16 protein-coding genes are annotated in these 19,649 nt (G+C 68.2%); 7 read left to right on the forward strand and 9 right to left on the reverse strand.

Annotated features, from left to right (window positions below; genetic code table 11):
• Positions 1–373 precede the first annotated feature (373 nt).
• From NZ849_RS05375 to NZ849_RS05385, 3 genes are read left to right on the forward strand one after another with little or no spacing between them, the layout of a single operon-like run.
• Positions 374–1,474, forward strand: a complete 1,101-nt coding sequence (locus NZ849_RS05375; RefSeq protein ID WP_295405073.1) for a citrate/2-methylcitrate synthase — start codon at positions 374–376, stop codon at positions 1,472–1,474.
• Between the two features lie 10 nt (positions 1,475–1,484).
• Positions 1,485–2,924 carry a bifunctional 2-methylcitrate dehydratase/aconitate hydratase gene (locus tag NZ849_RS05380; protein WP_295405076.1) on the forward strand — a complete coding sequence of 480 codons (1,440 nt, stop codon included), beginning with the start codon at positions 1,485–1,487 and terminating at the stop codon, positions 2,922–2,924.
• Complete coding sequence (locus tag NZ849_RS05385) at positions 2,924–3,829, forward strand: isocitrate lyase/phosphoenolpyruvate mutase family protein (RefSeq protein ID WP_295405079.1); 906 nt, start codon at positions 2,924–2,926, stop codon at positions 3,827–3,829. Before NZ849_RS05380 ends, NZ849_RS05385 begins: the two co-directional genes overlap by 1 nt.
• 74 nt (positions 3,830–3,903) lie before the next feature.
• Here the strand turns inward: NZ849_RS05385 and NZ849_RS05390 are convergent, their stop codons facing one another.
• Positions 3,904–4,029, reverse strand: a complete 126-nt coding sequence (locus tag NZ849_RS05390; protein ID WP_295405084.1) for a hypothetical protein — start codon at positions 4,027–4,029, stop codon at positions 3,904–3,906.
• A 21-nt stretch (positions 4,030–4,050) separates the two neighbouring features.
• Here NZ849_RS05390 and NZ849_RS05395 point away from each other — a divergent pair, with 21 nt between their 5' ends.
• The 4 genes from NZ849_RS05395 to hemC all read left to right on the forward strand — a co-directional run bounded on the left by NZ849_RS05395 (position 4,051) and on the right by hemC (position 8,515).
• Positions 4,051–4,767: a helix-turn-helix transcriptional regulator gene (locus tag NZ849_RS05395; protein WP_295405087.1), complete on the forward strand. Its 717-nt coding sequence runs from the start codon at positions 4,051–4,053 to the stop codon at positions 4,765–4,767.
• A gap of 37 nt (positions 4,768–4,804) precedes the next feature.
• Entirely contained in the window at positions 4,805–5,188 is a 384-nt protein-coding gene (locus tag NZ849_RS05400) for a hypothetical protein (protein ID WP_295405090.1), read from the forward strand.
• A gap of 42 nt (positions 5,189–5,230) precedes the next feature.
• A complete protein-coding gene (locus NZ849_RS05405) occupies positions 5,231–7,501 on the forward strand; it encodes a xanthine dehydrogenase family protein molybdopterin-binding subunit (RefSeq protein ID WP_295405093.1) in 2,271 nt (756 codons plus the stop codon).
• 120 nt (positions 7,502–7,621) lie between these two features.
• On the forward strand, positions 7,622–8,515 hold the full coding sequence (gene hemC / locus NZ849_RS05410) for a hydroxymethylbilane synthase (RefSeq protein WP_295405095.1): 894 nt from the start codon (positions 7,622–7,624) through the stop codon (positions 8,513–8,515).
• 2 nt (positions 8,516–8,517) lie between these two features.
• Here the strand turns inward: hemC and NZ849_RS05415 are convergent, their stop codons facing one another.
• From NZ849_RS05415 to abc-f, 8 genes are all read right to left on the reverse strand, one after another.
• Positions 8,518–10,206 carry a DUF294 nucleotidyltransferase-like domain-containing protein gene (locus NZ849_RS05415; RefSeq protein WP_295405285.1) on the reverse strand — a complete coding sequence of 563 codons (1,689 nt, stop codon included), beginning with the start codon at positions 10,204–10,206 and terminating at the stop codon, positions 8,518–8,520.
• A gap of 68 nt (positions 10,207–10,274) precedes the next feature.
• Positions 10,275–10,970, reverse strand: a complete 696-nt coding sequence (locus NZ849_RS05420; RefSeq protein ID WP_295405097.1) for a gamma-glutamyl-gamma-aminobutyrate hydrolase — start codon at positions 10,968–10,970, stop codon at positions 10,275–10,277.
• A gap of 9 nt (positions 10,971–10,979) precedes the next feature.
• Positions 10,980–12,368 (reverse strand): aldehyde dehydrogenase family protein, encoded by a 1,389-nt coding sequence (locus NZ849_RS05425; RefSeq protein ID WP_295405099.1) that lies wholly within the window; start codon positions 12,366–12,368, stop codon positions 10,980–10,982.
• A gap of 5 nt (positions 12,369–12,373) precedes the next feature.
• A complete protein-coding gene (locus tag NZ849_RS05430; RefSeq protein WP_295405101.1) occupies positions 12,374–13,144 on the reverse strand; it encodes a glucose 1-dehydrogenase in 771 nt (256 codons plus the stop codon).
• Positions 13,145–13,212: 68 nt separating this feature from the next.
• Positions 13,213–14,589 (reverse strand): glutamine synthetase family protein, encoded by a 1,377-nt coding sequence (locus tag NZ849_RS05435; RefSeq protein WP_295405102.1) that lies wholly within the window; start codon positions 14,587–14,589, stop codon positions 13,213–13,215.
• Between the two features lie 75 nt (positions 14,590–14,664).
• Positions 14,665–16,122, reverse strand: coding sequence for an ethanolamine permease (gene eat / locus NZ849_RS05440; RefSeq protein ID WP_295405105.1), 1,458 nt, complete (start codon positions 16,120–16,122; stop codon positions 14,665–14,667).
• 26 nt (positions 16,123–16,148) lie between these two features.
• Complete coding sequence (locus NZ849_RS05445) at positions 16,149–17,561, reverse strand: PLP-dependent aminotransferase family protein (protein WP_295405109.1); 1,413 nt, start codon at positions 17,559–17,561, stop codon at positions 16,149–16,151.
• A gap of 192 nt (positions 17,562–17,753) precedes the next feature.
• The gene (gene abc-f / locus NZ849_RS05450; protein ID WP_295405112.1) at positions 17,754–19,640 is read right to left on the reverse strand and encodes a ribosomal protection-like ABC-F family protein; all 1,887 of its coding nucleotides are present in this window, start codon (positions 19,638–19,640) and stop codon (positions 17,754–17,756) included.
• Positions 19,641–19,649: the final 9 nt, after the last annotated feature.

Consider the following 19,649-nt stretch of genomic DNA (forward strand, 5'->3'; position numbering starts at 1 on the left):
CGGGTAGGGCCTCGAGGCCAAAAAGACTGTTAGGTGCGAATCTGGGCGAGCACAGGGCCTAACTTACCCTCCAGACGGTATCCTGAGAAAGGATGGACGGGCCCGGCCCCAACCCACCCCGGCGGGTCGGCAAGGTGGACCGCCTGCTCCTCCTTTCCGCCCCGCGGGTGGCGGCCGAGGGGATGAGGGCCCGGCTTCGGCGCGGATCCCATCAGAGATTTTCTGGGCCTGCTCGAGAGCTACCTGGGCGCCTGTACCGTACCAAGGTAGCTGTATCGCCATCCGCCCGGCCTGGGGCGGCGAGGCCGGGCTCCTGGGGGCCACCCCCGGCGCACCTTGACGGGCCTAGGGAGGCGCAGGTAGGCTTCGGGGGATGAAAAGCGTAGAATACCAGCCCGGCCTCGAGGGCGTCGTGGCGGCGGAGACGGAGATCTCCTATCTGGACGTGGAAGCGGAGGAGATCGTCGTCCGAGGCTACGACCTCCTGGACCTAGCCCAGAAGCGCACCTATCCCGAGGTGGCCTTCCTCCTCCTTCACGGCCGCCTGCCTGGCCCTGAGGAAGCGGAGGCCTTTGCCCAGGGCCTCCTCCAGGCGCCGGTGCCCGAGGCGGTCTTCGCCATCCTGGGCCTCCTTCCCCCAGAGATGCACCCCATGGACCGGCTCCGCACCCTCCTTTCGGCCCTGGGTGGCTTTGAGGAGGCCGGCCAGAAGGCCGACGCCGAGGCGGACCTCCGGGCCGGCCCCAGGCTCATCGGTCAGGCCGCCATCCTGGTGGCCAACCTCCTCAGAACCCAGCCCCGCCGGCCTAAGCCAGAGCTGGGCTTCGCGGGGGCCTTCCTGGAGATGATCACGGAAAAGGTGCCAGGGGAAGCCGAGGCGCGGGCCTTTGACCAGCTCCTCATCGCCTACAGCGAACACGAGCTGCCCAACTCCACCTTCGCCGCCCGGGTAATCGCCTCCACCCTGGCTGACCTGTACGGGGCGGTGACGGGGGCGGTGGCCTCGCTCAAGGGTCCCCTCCACGGGGGGGCCAACGAGGCAGTGATGGAGATGTTTCTGGAAGCGGAGACCCCGGAGGGCTTGGAGCGCCTAGTGCGCGAGCGCCTGGCGCGGAAGGAGCGGATCATGGGCTTCGGCCACCGGGTCTACATGCGCCGGATGGACCCCCGGGCCGCCCTGATGAAGGAGGTGCTGCGGGAGATGGCCCCAGGGAACCCCAGGGCCGCCCGCTACCTGGAGGTGGCCGAGCGGGGGGAGCGGGTGATGCGGGAGGAGAAGGGGCTTTACCCCAACCTGGACTACTACGCCGCCCCGGTGCTCTATGCCCTGGGGGTGCCCGTGCCCCTCTACACCCCCATCTTCCTTGCCGCCCGCACCGCTGGTCTGGTGGCCCATGTGGTCGAGCAGCACGCCCACAACCGCCTCTTCCGCCCTCGGGTCCTCTACAAGGGGCCGCGGGGCCTAAAGGCCTAGGGGGTGCCCTATGGAGCGGGATAGGGTATTGCAAGAGCTCACGCGGTACCTGGTGGCGGGGGAGGTGGGCGGGGAGAAGGCCCTCTTCACCGCCCGGCTGGCCCTGGCGGACGCCCTGGGCTGCCTCTATGAGGCCCTTACCTACCCGGAGGCGGTCAAGCTCGTCGGGCCCCTGGTCCCCGGGACCCACACCCCCTTTGGCGCCCGGGTTCCCGGGACCCCCCACGCCCTGGACCCCATGCGGGCCGCCTTCAGCCTCACTGCCCTCATCCGCTGGCTGGACTACAACGACACCTGGCTGGCCAAGGAGTGGGGCCACCCTTCGGACAACCTGGGGGCCATCCTGGCCCTGGGGGACCACCTGAGCCGCCTGCGCCGGGCCCGGGGGGAGGCCCCTTACCGGGTGGGGGACCTCTTGGCCTTGGCCATCAAGGCCTACGAGATCCAGGGCGTGCTGGCCCTGGAGAACGCCCTGAACCGGGTAGGCCTGGACCACGTGCACTGGGTCAAGGTGGCCTCGGCGGGGGTAGCTGCCCTCCTCTACGGGGGAGGGGAGGAGGCGGTGTTCAGTGCCCTCTCCCACGCCTTCCTGGACGGGGCGGCCCTCCGGACCTACCGCCACTACCCCAACACCGGTCCCCGCAAGTCCTGGGCCGCGGCGGACGCCACTGCTCGAGGGGTGTTCCTGGCCTGGGCGGCCATGAAGGGGGAGCCGGGCTACGCCACGGCCCTCAGCGCCCCCACCTGGGGGTTCGAGGCGGTGGTCCTCAAGGCCCCCGTGGTGCTGGCCCGTCCCCTGGGCAGCTACGTGATGGAGAACGTCCTCTTCAAGGTGGCCTACCCTGCGGAGTTCCACGGCCAGACCGCGGTGGAGGCAGCCTTGGCCCTGCATGGGGAGGCCAGGGCCCTCTTGGGAAGCCCCGAGCGGCTCTTGGAGGAGGCCGAGGAAATTCTCATTGAGACCCAGGAGGCGGGCAAGCGCATCATCGACAAGCCCGGGCCCTTCCAGAACCCGGCTGACCGCGACCACTCCCTGCAGTACATGACCGCGGTGGCCCTGCTCCTGGGAGAGCTGCGCTACGAGCACTACCTCGAGCCCACCGCCTCCGACCCCCGGATTCCCGCCCTCATCGCCAAGATGCGGGTGGTGGAGAACCCCGAGTTCAGCCGGGCTTATCTGGACCCTGAACGCCGGGCCATCCCCAACCGGGTGCGGGTGCGGCTTCGGGATGGGCGGGTGCTGGAGCGGCTGGTGGAGTACCCCCTGGGCCACCCCAGGCGGCGGGAGGAGAGCCTGCCCTTCCTCCGGGCCAAGCTGGAGCGGGCCCTCCACCTGGCCCTGCCCAGGGCGCGCGCCCAGGAGCTGCTCTACCTCCTGCTGGACGACCCCGCCCTGCCGGAGATGCCCGTGGACCGCTTCCTGGCCGCCCTGGCCCCGGAGGCCCCCTGATGGCCTGGTTGCGCACGCCCCCGAGGTCCTCCCAGGAGCTGGCCGCGCTCCTCAGGGAGCGGCTCAGGGAGCCCCTGGTCCTCCCCGGGGTGTACGACCCCCTTTCGGCCCTCCTGGCCAAAGGGGCGGGGTTCACTGCCCTCTACCTTTCCGGAGCCGCCCTCACGGCGAGCCGGGGCCTGCCCGACTTGGGCCTCCTCGAGGCAGGGGAGGTGGCGGAGCGCGCCCGGGAGATCGTCTGGGCTACCGGCCTGCCCCTCATCGTGGACGCGGACACGGGCTACGGCGGCCCCCTGAACGCGGCCCAGGCGGCGCGGCGCTTCCTGGCGGCGGGGGTGGCGGGGGTGCAGCTCGAGGACCAGCTCCACCCCAAGAAGTGCGGCCACCTGAGCCGCAAGCTCTTAGCACCCCCGGAGGACCTGGAGGCCAAGCTCCGCGCGGTGAAGGAGGCCGCCCCGGAACTTTTCCTCATCGCCCGCACGGACGCCTACGAGGCCGAGGGGCTGGAGGGCGTGGTGGCCCGGGCTAGGCGCTACCTGGAGGCTGGGGCCGAGGCCATCTTCCCCGAGGCCCTGCCCTCGCGGGAAGCCTTCCAGGCGGTGGCCGAGGCCCTGGAAGGGGCGGTTCTCCTGGCCAACCTGACGGAGTTCGGCCGCAGCCCCTCCCTGAGCGCAGCCGAGGTCTTCGCCCTGGGCTACCGCATCGCCCTCTTCCCGGTTTCCGCCCTCCGCGTGGCCGCCAAGGCTATGGAGGGCCTGTACCAGACCCTCATGGCCCAGGGCACCTCCAGGGGCTTCCTCCCCCAGATGCAGACCCGGGCTGAGCTCTACAGGCTGTTGGACTACTTCGCCTACGAGGAGTTTGATGCCCGGCTCATGCCCTCCGAGCTGCCGGGGGAGGCCTGATCTGCTGTCCGCGGCCTTCTCCTGAGCTGGTGGGTCCTGGGTGCGTTGGGGGCGCCGAGCGGTCCTGGCCCCATCTACATCACCTCCAGCCCCTGCGGGAGGTCGGCCAGTATGTGGCTGCCCGGGTCATCCGCCAGGCCCTCCAGGAGGCCGGCTTTTCCCAAAATCGGCTGCAGGTTTTCGTATACTCTTAGTATCAAGGGCGTTTAGCCCCTGGGTGTATGGACAAGGACCGCCCTGTCTACATCATCTCGGTGGCCGCCGAACTGGTGGACATGCATCCCCAGACCCTGAGGCTCTACGAGCGCAAGGGCCTCATCAAGCCCAAGCGCTCCGGCGGCAAGACCCGGCTCTACTCTGAACGGGACGTGGAGAAGCTGCGGGAGATCCGCCGGCTTACGCAGGAGCTGGGGGTCAACCTGGCCGGGGTGGAGGAGATCATGCGGCTGCGGGATGAGCTTTGGGCCTTGGAGAAGCGCTTTCACGAGGAGGTGGAGCGGCTCAAGGCCGAGCTGGGGGAGAGGCTCGCTGCCCTCAAGACTCCCCCGGCCCTGCCTGCCCCGGGTGAGCGCCCCCGCCGGAACGAGACCGATAAGGACCGCCCCGTCTACATCATCTCGGTGGCCGCCGAGTTGGTGGGGATGCACCCCCAAACCCTAAGGCTCTACGAGCGCGAGGGTCTGGTGACCCCCCGCCGCACCGCTGGCAAGACCCGGCTCTACTCTGAACGGGACGTGGAGAAGCTGCGGGAGATCCGCCGGCTTACGCAGGAGCTGGGGGTCAACCTGGCCGGGGTGGAGGAGATCATGCGGCTGCGGGATGAGCTTGACGCCCAGCAAAGCCGGCTCGAGGCGGAGATTGCCCGGCTGCGCTTGGCCCTGCTGCAAAGGCTGGGGTCTAAAAAGGACCAGGAGCAGATGGAGCCCCAGGCCGGTTGAGCCTGTTGGGTCCTGGGGTGAGGGGTATACTGGAAAGGTGCGCACCCTTATCGTGCTGGCCCTGGTTGCGGCGGGGGTCTACCTCTATGCAGAGCGGTTTGGCCTGGCGGTGGGCTACGCGCCCTTCACGCCGGTTTTCTACTGGAACTACAGCGGAGAGGCGGTCTACCCTTTGCGGGCCACGGGGATTCGCCCGTTTATCAAGGTGATGGTGGCCGGAGAACTGCGCAAAGGGAGCCTGGAGGTGGAGATCCGCCGCAGCGGCCAGGCTACCGCTGGGCTGGTCAAGCGCTACCAGGGGCGCTTTTCCGATGAGGTTCGCTACCCGGTGGAATCGAGCCTGTACGAGGTGGTCTTCCGCCTGAAGGGGGCTCGAGGCCAGGTGCGGATGGACTGGGTGGCGGCCCGAAACGAGTTCTGAGAGGGATGTCGGGCGCCTCGTTTGCGGTAGGATGGGCGCCGTATGGGCAACCGCTACATTGGCCAACCCCTCAAGCGTCGGGAAGATGGGAAGCTTGTGCGGGGTCGGGGGCAGTACCTGGCTGACCTCCCTTCTGGGGCTGCGCTTCACCTGGTCTTGGTGCGCAGCCCTTACGCCCATGCCCGCCTGGTTTCCATAAGCCTGGAGGAGGCGCTGCAGACCCCCGGGGTGGTGGCGGTCTACACCGCGGCCGACCTCCCAGAGCTGTACGCTCCGGCCTCTGGACCCCGGGAGGGCCGCCTGGCCCTGCACCCCTTGCTGGCCCGTGAACAGGTGCGCTACGTGGGAGAACCGGTGGTGGCGGTGCTGGCGGAATCGAGGGCCGCCGCGGAGGATGCGGCTGGGCGGGTGCAGGTGGTCTATGATCCGCTGCCGGTCTGCGCCGACCCCCTGGAGGCCCTCACTGCTCCGCCCTTGCACCCCAGCCTTGGCACCAACCTGGCCCTGGAACGCACCGTGGTCTCGGGGGAGGTGGGAAGGGCCTTTGCGGAGGCGTACCGGGTGGTTGGGGCCCGGTTGGTGGAGCAGCGGGTAGCCCCCGCGCCGATGGAACCCCGAGGGGTTCTGGCAACCTGGGATGGGGTGCGCGAGGCCCTTACGGTCTGGTCGAGCACCCAGATGCCTCACGACCTGAGGGGCGCGTTGGCCGAGCGGCTTTCGCTGGCGGAGAACCAGGTGCGGGTGGTGGCCCCGGATGTGGGGGGGGCCTTTGGGGCCAAGATCAACGTCTACCCTGAGGAGCTGCTGGTGGCCTACCTAGCGCGGCGGCTGGGGCGGCCTGTTCGTTGGGAGGAGGGGCGCAACGAGAGCTTCACCTCCACCATCCACGGGCGGGCCCAGGTGGCCGACCTGGAGATGGCTTTTGACGCAGAGGGTAGGGTTCTGGGCCTTCGAGGCCGGGTGGTGGCCGACCTGGGGGCCTACGCGCTCGAGACCACCTTGGGAAGTGCTCCTGGGACCCTTTTGATGCTGCAGGGGCCCTACGAAATCCCGGCCCTTGAGCTCAGGCTCCAGGCCGTCTATACCCATGCTACCCCCACTGGGGCCTACCGGGGGGCCGGCCGGCCCGAGGCCACCTACTACCTGGAGCGCCTGATGGACATGGGGGCCCGCGCCTTGGGCTTGGACCCGGCGGAGCTTCGCCGGCGGAACTTTATCCGGGGGCCTTTTCCCTACAGGACCCGCACCGGGGCCAAGTACGACTCGGGGGCCTATGAGCAGGCTTTGGACAGGCTCCTCGAGGTAAGCCGCTACGCCGAGTTGCGGGCCTGGCAGGCTGAGGCCCGCAAACAGGGGCGCCGGGTGGGCGTTGGGCTTTGCACCTACGTGGAAATCACCGGGTATGGCTGGGAGACGGGAGGGGTTCAGGTCAACCCCGATGGCAGCGTGCTGGTGTTCACGGGAACCTCGCCCCATGGCCAGGGCACTCAGAATGCTTTTGTCCAGATAGTGGCCGAACGGATTGGGATTCCCCCCGAGCGCATCCAGGTGGTGCAGGGGGATACCCTAGCGGTTCCCTACGGCATGGGCACCGCCGGGAGCCGCACCCTTTCGGTGGGAGGCTCGGCGGTTCTGCAGGCTGCGGAGCAGGTACGGGCGAAGATGACCCGGATTGCGGCCCACCTGTTGGAGGCCGCTCCGGAGGACCTGGAGCTGGGGGAGGAGGGGTTTAGGGTGCGGGGAACCGACCGAGGGGTGGCCCTGGAGGAGGTCATCGCTGCAGCCTTTAGCCCCCGCAAGCTCCCGCCAGGGCTGGAGCCGGGCCTCGAAGGGCGAGCGAGCTTTACCTTGAAGGAGGCCAACTACCCCTTTGGGGCCCACCTGGCGGTGGTGGAGGTTGATCCCGAAACAGGCCAGGTGCAGGTGCTTCGCTACATCGCGGTGGACGATTGTGGAACGGTGATCAACCCCTTGCTCTTTGAGGGGCAGCAGCACGGGGGGGTGGCCCAGGGCATCGGCCAGGCCCTTTACGAGGGGATTTTTTACGATGCGGAAGGGCAGAATCTGCAGGCCAGCCTGCTCGAGTACGCCCTGCCCAGGGCCGACCAGGTCCCTCATGTGGAAGCCCACCGCATGGAGACCCCCTCGCCCACCAACCCTCTGGGCGTGAAAGGGGTAGGGGAGGCTGGGGCCATCGCCGCAACCCCTGCGGTGGTCAACGCGGTGCTTGACGCTTTAGAGGTAGACCATCTGGACATGCCGCTTTCTCCTGAGAAGGTCTGGCGCTGCCTCAGGGAGAAAGCGGTCACCTGAACAGCCCGATGAGCCTGCTTTGGCTTTTGGTTTGAGCTGTGCGCTCCGCACCGGAGGGTGGAGGAGGCCCTCTCCGGTTGGCCTATTCCAGCTTGGTCCATCCGCTAATATATTGGCCTTATGCGCGTTATCGTGATTGGCGCCAGGGCAAGCCTGCTTGCGCAAGCCCAGACCCGCTGGGTGATGGAGCGCCTCAAGGAGAACTGGCCCGAGACCGAGTTCAAAATACGCATGGTGCAGTCCAAAAACGCCTCTGAGGCGGCGGCCACAGAAGCCCTTAGGCAGGCCTTGCTGCGGCGCGAGGTGGACATTGCGGTCTACTCGCTCAAGCACCTGCCCACCCAGGAGCTGCCCGGGGTGCGGTTGGCGGCTGTGCCCAAGCGGGTTGAGCCCAGGGAGGCCCTGGTGGGGCGCAGCGCCAAACGGCTGGAGGACCTACCAGAAGGGGCGGTGGTGGGGGTCAACAGCCTAAGGCGCAGGGCCCAGCTCCTGGCCTATCGGCCTGACCTAACCCTGCGGGACTTGGAGGGCGATGTGGACGAGCGGCTGACCGCCTTAGGGGCTGGGGAATACGATGCCCTAATCATTGGGGCAGCCAGCTTGCTCAGGCTCGAGCTGCCCAACCGTATAGACCAGCTCATTGACCCAGAGGTGATGTTGCCTGCGGCCGGCCAGGGAGCGCTGGGCCTGGAGGTGCGCCAGGGCGACGACTGGGCCGAGGAGCTGGCCTACAGCCTGAACCACCGCCCCTCCTTTGCCCGGGTCACGGCGGAGCGGGCCTTTGTGCGGGCGCTGGGGGCTGGCGACCACTGCGCCGCTGCGGCGCTGGCTATGTTGGAGGACGACGGGGTCCTTGTGCTGGAGGGGTTGGTGGCCTCGCCCGATGGCCGCGAGCTGATTCGGGCTGAGATTGAGGGTGAGGCTGAGGAGGCCGCTGAGCTGGGCGAAGAGCTAGCCCACGACTTGCTGGCCGAGGGGGCTCGGGAGCTTCTGGAGGCGATCCGCGCTCACTAACCTCAAAGAGGGAGCCGAAACCGCGCTGCCAGCGCCTGCTGGGCCTGGCGGATGCGCAGGAAGACATGCCGCAACATCTGCTGCTCGCGGGGGCTGAGGGCTTCCCGGGCCACCCGGTTGGAGGGGGGCTGGTCCCGCTCCAGGGCACCCAGCTGGTGCTTCAGGCGCAGGTGGGAGAGGAACAAAAAAGCCTCGCTCAGGTCTTCGGCTTCTTCCTTGGGGATGAGCCGGGCCAGGGCAGCGGCCCGCAGGCGCTCCAGGGTGGGGCGGGCCAGGCTGCCGGCCTCGAGGCCATACACCCGCGCCAGGGCCACGATGGCGGCAATCCCCCCTTTTTTCAGGTTGACCTGCCCCTCCTCCCAGTGAATGCGCCCCAAAAACCCCAGCGGCGGGGTGAAGGCCAGGGCCGAGCGGGCCAGGGCGGTCAGGAAGGGCCGGTTGTTCGCAGCCCGGCGCAGGAAGCCGTGCAGGGGTTCCAAAGCCAGCCCCCCGGCCACCGCGCGGAAGTCCAGGAAAATCTGGGCCTCCAGCAGGGCCTCGCCCTCGGGGGCCTCCAGCCAGGCCCGGAACCGGGCCGCCCACTCCGGAAGCGCATAGCTCCAGCGGTCGGCCATGTGGCCCCCCGGGCAGGGGGGAAACCCGGCCTGGGATAGCCCCTCCAGCACCCGCCGGGCCAGCGCCTGGAAATAGGGGCGGGCCTGGGGCTCCTGGTAGGCCAGGGCGTTGTCCTGGTCGGTGAGGAGGGCCTGCTCGGTGCGGCCCTCGGAGCCCAGCACCAGCCAGGCGTAGGGGCAGGGGGGCGGGCCCAGGCGGGCCTCGGCCCGGCGCAGGAGGCTACGGGTCAGGGCGTCGTTCAGCAGGCTCACCTGGCGGGTGATGGCCGGCACACTGAAGCCCGCGGCCACCATCTGCCGCACGATGGCGTAAAGCTGCTCGCGGTACTCGCTAGGGTCGCCCTGGCCCTGCTCCAGGCGGCGCAGCAGGGCCAGCGGGGTCTGCAACCAGCGCCGCAGAAAGAGCCGGTCGGTGAGGAGGCCCACCACCTTGTCCCCCTCCAGCAGGGGCAGGTGGTGGATGCCCTGCGCCTCCATGAAGGCCAGGGCCTCGTAGAGGGGGGTGCGGGCGGGCAGGGTGCGGGCCGGGGCGCTGGCCACCGCAAGGGCCGGGGTGTCTGGGGGAAGTTCCTCGGCCAGCACCCGGTTGCGCAGGTCGCGGTCGGTGAGGATGGCCAGGCCCAAAGGGGTTTGCAAGAGGAGGGCGCTCACCCCTGCGTCGCGCATGCGCCGGGCGGCCTGGGCCACGGTAGCGCCGGCCTCGAGCCAGACCACCCCCAAGGCCACCTCCCCCGCGGCCTGGCCCAGGTCGGGCAGGCTCAGGGCGGCAGGCTGCAAGAGCCTTAGCCGCTCGGCCAGCCGGGCGCTGAAAAAGAGGGCCAGGGCGGGCTTTTCCAGCAGGCGGCGGAAGGCCTCCTTGCTCAAAAGCAAGCACTCGGCCTCGCCCTCGGCCCGCGCGGTCAGGCTGGGGGGCTGCTGGCCCAGAAGGGAAGGGTAGCCGAAGCTCTCGCCGGGCTCGAGCCAGGCCACCCCCTGCCCGTCCTGCTCGAGGCGCACCGTTCCCCGGTAGACCACAAAAAGCCCCTCGGCCTCGGGCTGAACCGGGGAAAGGATGACCTCGCCCGGCGCAAAGCGCACCCGGCGCAAAGCCCCCTCGAGGCCCGCCCAGTCGGCCTCCGCGAGCGCGTCAAAGGGCGGGTACTGGCTCAGGAAGGCCCGGTAGCGAGGAAATTCCGGATCCAGCCCCCCACCTCCTTCGCGCTGGGCTCCAGGGCAAAGCTGGCCCTGGCCTCGGCGTAGCGGGCCTCGCCCACCCGCTCGCGCCGCTGCTCCAGCAGGGCCTCGGCGAAGGCTCTGGGAAACTCCGGGTGGGGCTGCATCCCGAGCACGTTGGCCCCCACCTGGATAAAGGCATAGGGGCTGAACTCGCTCCCCCCCAGCACCTCCGCCCCTGGGGGGAGCCGGGTAATCTGGTCCTGGCAGGAGAGGATGAGCCGGACTTCCTCCAGGGGCGGCGCCATCCAGGGCCTCTGCTGGGCGAGCGAAAACCGGTGCACCCCTACCCCCCAGCCCAGGGGCCAGCGCTCCACCTTTCCTCCCAAAGCCTGCCCGATTATCTGGTGCCCGAAGCAGACCCCCACCAGCCGGCTCTGCGAGGCCGCCACCGCCCGCACGAAGTCTTCCAGCGGGGGTATCCAGGGCAGGGGGTCGTAGACCGAGGCGCGGGAGCCCGTAATCAGGTAGCCCGAGAAGTCTTCCACCCGTGCCGGGTAGGCTCCCTTGCGCACGTCGAAGGGGGTGAGGGGGAGGCCCAGAAGCCGCTCGAACATGGCGGGGTAGTCGCCCGCAATGCTCTCCAGCCCCGGCGGGGGTTCGTCGCAGACCAAAACCGCCAGCCTCATAAGGCTTCCTCAAACCTTACGCAGATGATACGACTTGGGCCGGGTAAGCTGCTCGTAGCCCAGAACGGAGAGCGAGCAGCCCCGTCCGGACTCCTTGACCCCCGTCCAGGCCAGGGCGGGGTCTAGGTAGTCGCAGCGGTTGAGGAAGACCGTGCCGGTCTCCAGGCCCGCCCCCAGCTCCAGCGCGGCCCCTTCGTCTTTGCTCCAGATGGAGGCGGTGAGGCCGTAGGGGGAGTCGTTCATGAGGGCCAGGGCCTCCGCGTCGCTTTTGACCTTCATGATGCCCACCACCGGGCCAAAGCTCTCCTCCACCATCACCCGCATCCCGTGGTGCACGTCCACCAGCACCTGGGGGGCCAGGTAGGGGGTGCCGGGGGCGTCGGCGGGGAAGTGGCGGGGGTCGATGAGGGCCCGGGCTCCCTGGGAGAGGGCCTCGGCAATCTGACCCCGCACGAACTCGGCGGCCTCGGTGCGCACCATGGGGCCCAGGGTGGTCTCGGGGTCCAGGGGGTTGCCCAGCTTGAGCTTGAGGGTTTCGGCCACAAAGGCCTCCACGAAGGGCTCGTAGATGGCCTCGTGGACGTAGATGCGCTCCACCCCGCAGCAGGACTGGCCCGAGTTGAACATGGCCCCGTCCACCAGGTTCACCGCGCTGAACTCGAGGTCGGCGTCAGGGCGCACGTAGGCCGGGTCCTTGCCGCCAAGCTCCAGGGCCACCCCCTTGAAGTGCCCCGCCGCGGCCCGCTCCACCGCCCGCCCCCCGGCCACCGAGCCGGTAAAGGCCACGAAGGCAACCCGTGGGTCGGCGATGGCCCGGGCCACCAGTTCATGGTCCATGTGCAGGTACTGAAAAACCCCCTCGGGCAGCCCGGCCTCCTGGAAGGCCCAGGCGTAGCGCTCGGCCACCAAGGGGGTCTGGGCGGAGTGCTTCAGGAGCACCGCGTTCCCGGCCAGCAGGGCCGGCACAATGGTGTTGACCGAGGTCAGGTAGGGGTAGTTCCAGGGGGCCAGCACCAGCACCACGCCCAAAGGCTCCCGCCGGATGAAGCGGGTGAAGCCCGGAAGCTCCTCTGCCGGGATGTCCCGCAGGGCGGCTGGGGCAATGCGGGCCATGTAGCGGGCCCGCTCGGCAAAGCCCCCCGTAATCTCCTTGGGGCTGTAGCGGATGGGCCGGCCCATCTGCCAGGTGAGCTCCAGGGCTACCGGCTCCACCGCCCCCAGCATCACCTCCACCATGCGCTCCACGATGGCGAGCCGCTCCTCTAGGGGGGTTCGGGCCCAGGCCCGCTGGGCCTGCACAGCACGGGTGAGGGCCTGCTCGAGCGCCTCGGGTCCGGCCAGCTCGCGCTCCACGTACACACGCCCATCCACCGGGCTGATGGTTCTTTGTATCTGCATAGCCTTCACTCCGGGGTGACGTAGGCCGCGGTGATGCCCCCATCCACCAGCATGGCCGCCCCGGTCATGAAGGAGGAGGCCGGGCTGGCCAGGAACAAAGCGGCCTGGGCTATTTCGCTGGCCTGGCCGAAGCGGCCCATGGGGATGTGCACCAGGCGGCGCTGGCGCTTTTCCGGGGTGTCCAGGTACTTCATCAGGAGTTCGGTCTGCAAGGGCCCGGGGCAGAGGGCGTTGACCCGGATGTTCTCGCGGGCGTGGATCACCGCCAGCTCGCGGGTCATGGAGAGCACCGCCCCCTTGCTCGCGGTGTAGGCCAGCTGCGGCGTGGCCGCCCCCAGGAAGGCCACAAAGGAGGCGGTGTTGATGACCACCCCACCCCCGGCCCGGCGCAGGGCCGGGATGCCGTACTTGCAGCCCAGAAAGACCCCCTTCACGTTCACCGCAAAGGTGAGGTCCCACACCGCCTCGCTGGTGTGGATGGCGTCATCGTCCTCGGCGTGGGAGATGCCGGCGTTGTTGAAGAGGATGTCGAGCCGGCCAAAGGCCCGCTCGGCCTCCTGCACCATCCGCTCGGCGTCGGCGGCCTTGGAAACATCGGCCCGCACGAAGTGGGCCTGGCCCCCTGCGGCCCGGATGCGCTCGGCGGTCTCCTGGCCTTTTTCCGAGATATCCACGGCCACCACCCTGGCCCCCTCGCGGGCAAAGAGCAGGGCCGCCTCGAGGCCAATCCCGCTCGCGGCGCCGGTGATGAGGGCCACCTTATCAGCTAGTTGCATGCACACCTCCAAAAGTTGTCACAGGACGCAGGTCGGCCAACAATCGCTCGCCTGGTGCAACCCGTGGCTCATATCCGCTCGAAGTACCGTTTGCGCTCCCAGTCGGTTACGGCCCGGCAAAAGGCCTGCCACTCGGTGCGGTAGAAGTGGGTGTAGTGCTCGTGGGCGGCCTCGCCCAGGGCTTTCTTGGCAAAGGCGCTATGTGCGAAGCCCTCCACCGCCTCGCCCAGGGTGTAGGGCACCCGGGGCAGGTGGCGGGCCTGGTAGATGTCGCCCTGGAAGATGGGGGGCGGGGTGAGGTCTTGCTCGAGGCCATCGAGCCCCGAGGCCAGGGCTGCGGCCAGGGCCAGGTAGGGGTTCAGGTCGGCCCCGCCGATGCGGCACTCAATGCGCAGCGAAGGGCCGTGCCCCACCACGCGGAACCCGGCGGTGCGGTTGTCGTAGCTCCAGGCCAGCCGGGTGGGGGCCCAGGAGCCGTCCTCGTAGCGCTTGTAGGCGTTCACCGTGGGGGCGTACAGGGGCATCAGGTCGGGTGTGTGGGCGATCCAGCCCGCCAGAAACTGCCCGAAGACCTTAGAGCCCTTCACCGGCCCATAGCTTTCCTCGCCGGCAAAGGCATTCTGCCCATCCTTCCAGAGCGAGAGGTGGATGTGGCAGGAGGAGCCGGCCTGGCCGTGGTGGGGCTTGGCCATGAAGGTTACCGAAAGGCCCATGCTGTCGGCAATTTCCTTGAGGCACTGCTTGAAGACCGCATGCCGGTCGGCCATCTCTAGGGCCTCGGCGTAGCGCAGGTTGACCTCGTGCTGGCCCAGGCCCCACTCGCCCTTGGAGTTTTCCACCGGAATCCCCGAGGCCTTGAGGTGCCGCCGCACCGCCGCGGTAAAGGGCTCCTCGCGGGTGCCCTGGAGCAGGTGGTAGTCCTCCAGGTAGTAGCCAGCAGGCTCGAGCCCGGCGTAGCCCTGCCGGTGGGCTTCCCGGTAGGCTACCCGGTAGAGGTAGTACTCCAGCTCCGAGGCCGCCATCACCGTGTAGCCCAAGGCCCGGGCCCGCTCGAGCTGCCGCTTCAAAAGCGTGCGGGGGGCCACCTCCACCAGGGTGTGGGTGCGCTCGTCTTCCAGGTCGCAGAGCACCAGGGCGCTTTTCTCGAGCCAGCTTGCAGGCCGCAGGGTGGAAAGGTCGGGCACCAGGTGGAAGTCGCCGTAGCCCAGCTCCCAGTTGGCAAAGCGGTAGCCCTGCACCGGCTCCATCTCCATATCGGTGGTGAGCAGGTAGTTGCAGCCGTGGGTGCCGTGCTCGGCCACGTGCTCCACAAAAAACTCGGCCTCGAAGCGCTTGCCCATAAGCCGCCCGTAGTGGTCGGGAAAGGCCACCAGCACGGTCTCAATCCTGCCCGCATTGACCTCCTGGGATAGCCAGCTTAGCTTTCTCGCAGCGTCCTCGTTCATTCAAACCCCTTGTCTCATTCCCAAGCCATGCTCAGAACCCCGCCTCGTTACTTCACCGCCATCGGGCTGGTTACCTCAGCGAATCTCCCGCTGGGCCTCGGCGATGAGGGCGGCCTCCTCCTCGGGGGCCTGGGCCACCAGGCGGAAGCGGCTGTAGAACCAGTAGTAGGCCATCATCAGCACCACAAAGACCGCTGTGCCCACCACCCCAGGCCGGTAGCTCTCCACCGCGAAGGTGGCGGCCAGGCAGACCAGGGCCAGAATTGCGCCCACCCAGGCCCCCGGCACGCCCAGCGGGCTCTTGTAGGGGCGGGGCAGGTCGGGGCGGGTGCGGGCCAAGCGGATGTAGGCAAACATCACCATGGCGTAGGAGATCACCGCGCCAAAAACCGCCATGTTGAGCAGGGCCGCCCCCACGCTATCCGAGAAGGTGCTGATCAGCACGCACATCAAGAAGCCCACCACCGCGCCCAGGATGAGGGCGTAGTGCGGGGTGTGGTAGCGGCTCACGATGGAAAGTCCGGTGGGCAGGTAGCCGGCCCGCGAAAGGGCGAAGATGAGCCGCCCGTAGGCGTAGATGATGGCGTGGAAGCTGGCCACCAGGCCGGTGATGGCAATCAGGGTCAGGATGGTGCTGGTGGCCGCGTCGCCAAAGACTGCCTTGAAGCCCAGCTCCAGGGGGGCATTGGACTCGCCCACCTCCTTGGCCCCGGCCACCCCGGTATTCAGGATGAGGGTCAGCACCGAGAGCACCAGCAGGGTGATAATGCCCAGGATGAGCGCTTTGGGCATGTCCCGCACCACGTCGTGCGACTCCTCGGCGGCCAGGGGGAGCTGCTCGATGGCCAGATAAAACCAAATGGCAAAGGGCAGGGCAGCGAAAACCCCGTACCAGCCGAAGGGTAGGAAGCTCGAGCCCCCCTCCGTGGGCGGGATGTTGAAGACCTTCTCCCAGCTAAAGGCCCCAGAAAACACCGCCGCTACGTAGAAAACCACCAGCACCGCCAGCGCCAACAGGGTCACGATGAGCGAAACCCTGAGCGTCAGGGCCGTGCCGCGGATATTGATGCCCACGAAGATGGCGTAGAAGGCCGCCCACCAGACCCAGGCCGGCACCCCCGGAATCAGGGCGTTCATGTAGCCCGCAATCCCCACCACAATCACCGCCGGGGTGATTACGTACTCAATCAGGTCGGTGACCCCGTTGAGGAAAGCCCAGTTGGGGCCAAAGGCGTTGCGGGTGAAGGAGTAGAAGCCTCCCGCATGGGGCAGGGCGGTGGAGAGCTCGGCGATGGAAAGCACCATGGTTACGTACAACACCGCCACCACCAAAGTGGCCAGCAAAAGCCCCCCAAAGCCCCCAGCGGAGAGCCCAAAGTTCCAGCCGAAGAAGTCGCCCGAGATGACCGCGCCGACCCCCAGGCCCCACAAGAGCACCCAGCCCGCGCTCTTGCGCAGGCGCCGTTTTTCCAGATAGGTGTTGTCTACATCTACGTAGTGCGCCCCGCGCACCTGCTTGGGTCTATTTTCCATTTCCTAAACCTCCAGGCTTTTTTGCCCTAAGCCGATGAAAACCGTGCTTTGATCAGTTGAGCCAGCCTTTTCACCCCCTCTTCCAGCCCCTCGCCTCGCTCGGTCCCAAAGCACAGCCGGAAGCGCATGGTTTCGTCGGCCTGCACCAGGAAAGCCTCCCCAGGGGTGAGGGCCACCCCCTGGGCCAGGGCCTGGTGGTACAGTTCCAGGGTGGAGAAGAGCCGGGGCAGGCTCACCCAGCAGGAGAACCCCCCTTCGGGATGGCTCCAGCGCACCCCTTCGGGCATGTGGCGCTTTAGGGCTCCTAGGAGCACGTCCCGGCGGTGCCGGTAAATCGGTAGTACCTGGCGGAGGTGCTGTTTGAGGCCACCCTGGCGGATGAACTGGGCTGTGGCCCGCTGCAACAGGGGCGGGGGACCGGTGATGTCGGAGACGTTGTGTAGGGCAGTAAGCCGATCGAGCAGGGCTTTGGGCGCCACCAGGTAGCCGATGCGCAGCCCCGGCATCAGCACCTTGGAGAGGCTGGCCAGGTGCACCACCTGAGCTTCTGCACCAAGCTGCTGGGCCAGGACGTAAAGCGGGGTGGGCGGTTTTTGCTCGTAGCTCAGGAAGCCCAGGGTGTCGTCCTCCACCAGGGCAAACCCGTAGGTCTGGGCCAGCACCAGAAGTCGCCACAGCCGTTCCTCCCGGAAGCGCAGCCCGGTGGGGTTGTGGTAGCTGGGGATGGTGTAGTAGAAGCGCGGGCGGTGGTGTTTCAGAAGGGCCTCGAGCACTTCCAGCCGGGGGCCTTCCTCGTCCAGCGGTACCGGCAGGGGCTTCAGGCGAAATTGCTTGAGGATGCCCAGCAGGCCCAGGTAGGTGGGCTCCTCCAACAGCACTTCCTCGCCCGGCTCGGCCAGGGCCCGGCAGACCAGGGCCAGCCCCTGCAGTCCCCCCACCGTGACCAGCACCTCGGCGGGGTCGGCGCGCACGCCGCGTTGTTCTAAAAGTTCGCTGAGGGCCACCCTGAGCTCGGGCTCACCCATCACCGAACCGTAGCCGAAGACCTCCCGGGCCTGGGGGCGCAGGCTCTCCAGGCAGGCCCAGAAGGCCTCGTAAGGGAAGAGCTCGGGGTCGCCGGTGGCCAGGGCCAGGTTGTGGGGTACCCGGGCGTTTTGCAGCCGGTGCAGGTCGGAGAGCACCAGGTCGGGCTCGAGCCGCTCCCCAAAGCTGGGCTGGGCGGTGGGCCGAGCCTGCTGGCTCACGAAGGTGCCCCGCCCCACCACCGACTCAATCAACCCGTCGGCCTGTAGCTCGCGGTAGGCGTTGTGGATGGTGAGCCGGGTGGTGCCCACCTCGCGGGCCAGAGCCCGCACCGTGGGCAAGCGGGTGCCGGGGGGCAGCTCGCCGGTGGCGATGCGGGTGCGGAACTCCTCGGCGATGTGGCGATACAAAGCCATATGTTTGCCCTGCCGCAGCCTGACCCGCACGCCCACAACGCCCTCCTTTGGATGGAGGGCATTATATGCGCGGAGTTAAGGCGGGCGGAAGGTACAATTTGGGGGATTGTGCTAGGACAATCAGGGCGCACCGTGGCGCCGGTCCCGCCGCGTCTTCCCCTGCCTGTTTTTGGGAGGGTTTTCACCACGTGTTTAGGCCAGGCCCTCGAGCCTCTCAGCCACCTCGGTCCACCGGTTGTAGGCTTGCTCGAGCGCTGCTTCGAGCCGGATTTGCTCCTGGGCGATCTGGGCGTACTCGCTGTGGTGCAGGCCCGGCTGATTGGCCTTTGCCAGGACCGCCTGGACTTGGGCCTCGAGCCGAGCAATCTCGGCCTCCAGCTGCTCTTTCTCGCGCTCCAAGTGCCAGCGCCCCTTGGCCCTGGGGGGCTTCGGGTTCTGGGTTTCGGCCCTGCTCCGTGGGTACTCTGGCTGTCTAGGCCCCACCTCGGCCTTGCGGCGCCCCAGGTACTCGCCAGGCGGGCCTGGGTAGTCGGCGAACTGCCCTCCGGAGAGATGCCAGGTGCGGGTGGCCAACCCATCGAGGAAAGCAAGGTCGTGCGAGACCAGCAGCAGGGTACCGGGGTAGCCCAGAAGGGCCCCCTCGAGGGCTTCCACCGTTTCCAGGTCCAGGTGGTTGGTGGGTTCGTCCAGCACCAGGAGACTGGCCTGCTGCAAGGAGAGCGAAAGCAGGGCCAGCCGGGCTCGCTCGCCCCCTGAGAGTTGCCGGACCTGCTTGAACTGCGCCTCGTAGGGAAACATCCAGGCCCCCAGCGCGGCGTGGGCCCCCTCGCCCAGCATTCGGTAGAGGGTCTCGTACAGGGTGAGTTCGGGGTTGAAGCCCGATAGCTTCTGGTCGTAGTAGCCTATCCGCACCCCTGGGCCCACCCTGACCCGCCCCGCCGGGTGGTCGGAGGGCAGGAGGCCCAGGAGCACCCGGAGCAGGGTGGTCTTGCCGGCCCCGTTGGGGCCAATCAGGGCGATGCGCTCGCCTCGCCGTACCAGAAGGTGGGGGATGTGAAAGAGTCTGCGCCCACCGAGATTCTTCTGTAGCTCCCAGCCCTCCAGTACCCGCTCGGCTGTAGCTGGTTTCTCCAGTGGAAAGCGCATCTGTACGGCTTCGTCCAGCTCGGGAGCCTCCACCGCTTCCTGCATGAGCCGATCCATACGGGCTTCCAGGCTGTGGAGCCGCCTGGCGTGCTTGGCGCTGCTGTGGGCCCAGCGCTGGGCCTGCTCTAGGATGCCCTCCAGCCGCTCCTTCTCCTTCAGCCAGCTTCCGTGCTCACGCGCCTCCTGCGCCTCCTGCAAGGCCCGTTGCTTGCGGAAGGCCGTGTAGTTGCCCTCGTAGAGCCTAAGCCGCCCTCTGCGCAGCCAGGCCACACGCTCGGTTACCCGGTCGAGAAAGCGCCGGTCGTGTGAGACCACCACCACCGCTCCCCCGTAGGACTGCAAAAAATCCACCAGCCACTCCACCATCTCGAGGTCCAGGTGGTTGGTGGGCTCGTCCATCAGCAAGGCGTCGGCCCCCGAGAGGAGCAGCGCCCCCAGGGCCAGCCGCCGGGCCTCCCCTCCGGAGAGCAGGCTGGCCTTTTCCCCTTCCCGCCCCTCAAAGCGAAGCCCCTTGAGCACCGCCTCGTAGCGGGCGCGCTGCTGATAGCCGCCAACAGCCTGGTAGCGCTCCTGCAGCGCCTCCCAGCGCTGGTAGGCCACGGGGTCGGCTAGGTGGGCCTCCAGCCGGGCCAGCTCGGCTTCCATGGCCTGGATTCGGGCAAAGCCACGCTCGAGCACGCGCTTTACGGTATCGTCGGGGCCGTACTGAGGGTCTTGGGGTAGTAGTTCGAGGTGCACCCCCTCCGTGCGGTGGATGCGGCCTCCGGTGGGTTCCAGCTCCCCGGCCAGGAGCCGCAGTAGGCTGGTCTTGCCCGAACCATTGGCGCCCACCAAGGCCAGCCGGTCCTGACGGCGGAGCTCCAGCCTGACCCCGCGCAGGAGCTCGCGCCCGCCCAGGGTGAGCTCGAGGTTCTCTGCCAGGACTATTCGCATGAGGGCCAG

The organism is Meiothermus sp. (genome assembly GCF_025060375.1).
Taxonomy (GTDB): Bacteria; Deinococcota; Deinococci; order Deinococcales; family Thermaceae; genus Meiothermus.

Excerpts from the sequence above, each read along its gene's own strand:
- NZ849_RS05375 (WP_295405073.1), top strand. The coding sequence starts at position 374 with ATGAAAAGCGTAGAATACCAGCCCGGCCTCGAGGGCGTCGTGGCGGCG.
- NZ849_RS05380 (WP_295405076.1), top strand. The coding sequence starts at position 1,485 with ATGGAGCGGGATAGGGTATTGCAAGAGCTCACGCGGTACCTGGTGGCG.
- NZ849_RS05385 (WP_295405079.1), top strand. The coding sequence starts at position 2,924 with ATGGCCTGGTTGCGCACGCCCCCGAGGTCCTCCCAGGAGCTGGCCGCG.
- NZ849_RS05395 (WP_295405087.1), top strand. The coding sequence starts at position 4,051 with ATGGACAAGGACCGCCCTGTCTACATCATCTCGGTGGCCGCCGAACTG.
- NZ849_RS05405 (WP_295405093.1), top strand. The coding sequence starts at position 5,231 with ATGGGCAACCGCTACATTGGCCAACCCCTCAAGCGTCGGGAAGATGGG.
- hemC (WP_295405095.1), top strand. The coding sequence starts at position 7,622 with ATGCGCGTTATCGTGATTGGCGCCAGGGCAAGCCTGCTTGCGCAAGCC.
- NZ849_RS05420 (WP_295405097.1), bottom strand. The coding sequence starts at position 10,970 with ATGAGGCTGGCGGTTTTGGTCTGCGACGAACCCCCGCCGGGGCTGGAG.
- NZ849_RS05425 (WP_295405099.1), bottom strand. The coding sequence starts at position 12,368 with ATGCAGATACAAAGAACCATCAGCCCGGTGGATGGGCGTGTGTACGTG.
- NZ849_RS05430 (WP_295405101.1), bottom strand. The coding sequence starts at position 13,144 with ATGCAACTAGCTGATAAGGTGGCCCTCATCACCGGCGCCGCGAGCGGG.
- NZ849_RS05435 (WP_295405102.1), bottom strand. The coding sequence starts at position 14,589 with ATGAACGAGGACGCTGCGAGAAAGCTAAGCTGGCTATCCCAGGAGGTC.
- eat (WP_295405105.1), bottom strand. The coding sequence starts at position 16,122 with ATGGAAAATAGACCCAAGCAGGTGCGCGGGGCGCACTACGTAGATGTA.
- NZ849_RS05445 (WP_295405109.1), bottom strand. The coding sequence starts at position 17,561 with ATGGCTTTGTATCGCCACATCGCCGAGGAGTTCCGCACCCGCATCGCC.
- abc-f (WP_295405112.1), bottom strand. The coding sequence starts at position 19,640 with ATGCGAATAGTCCTGGCAGAGAACCTCGAGCTCACCCTGGGCGGGCGC.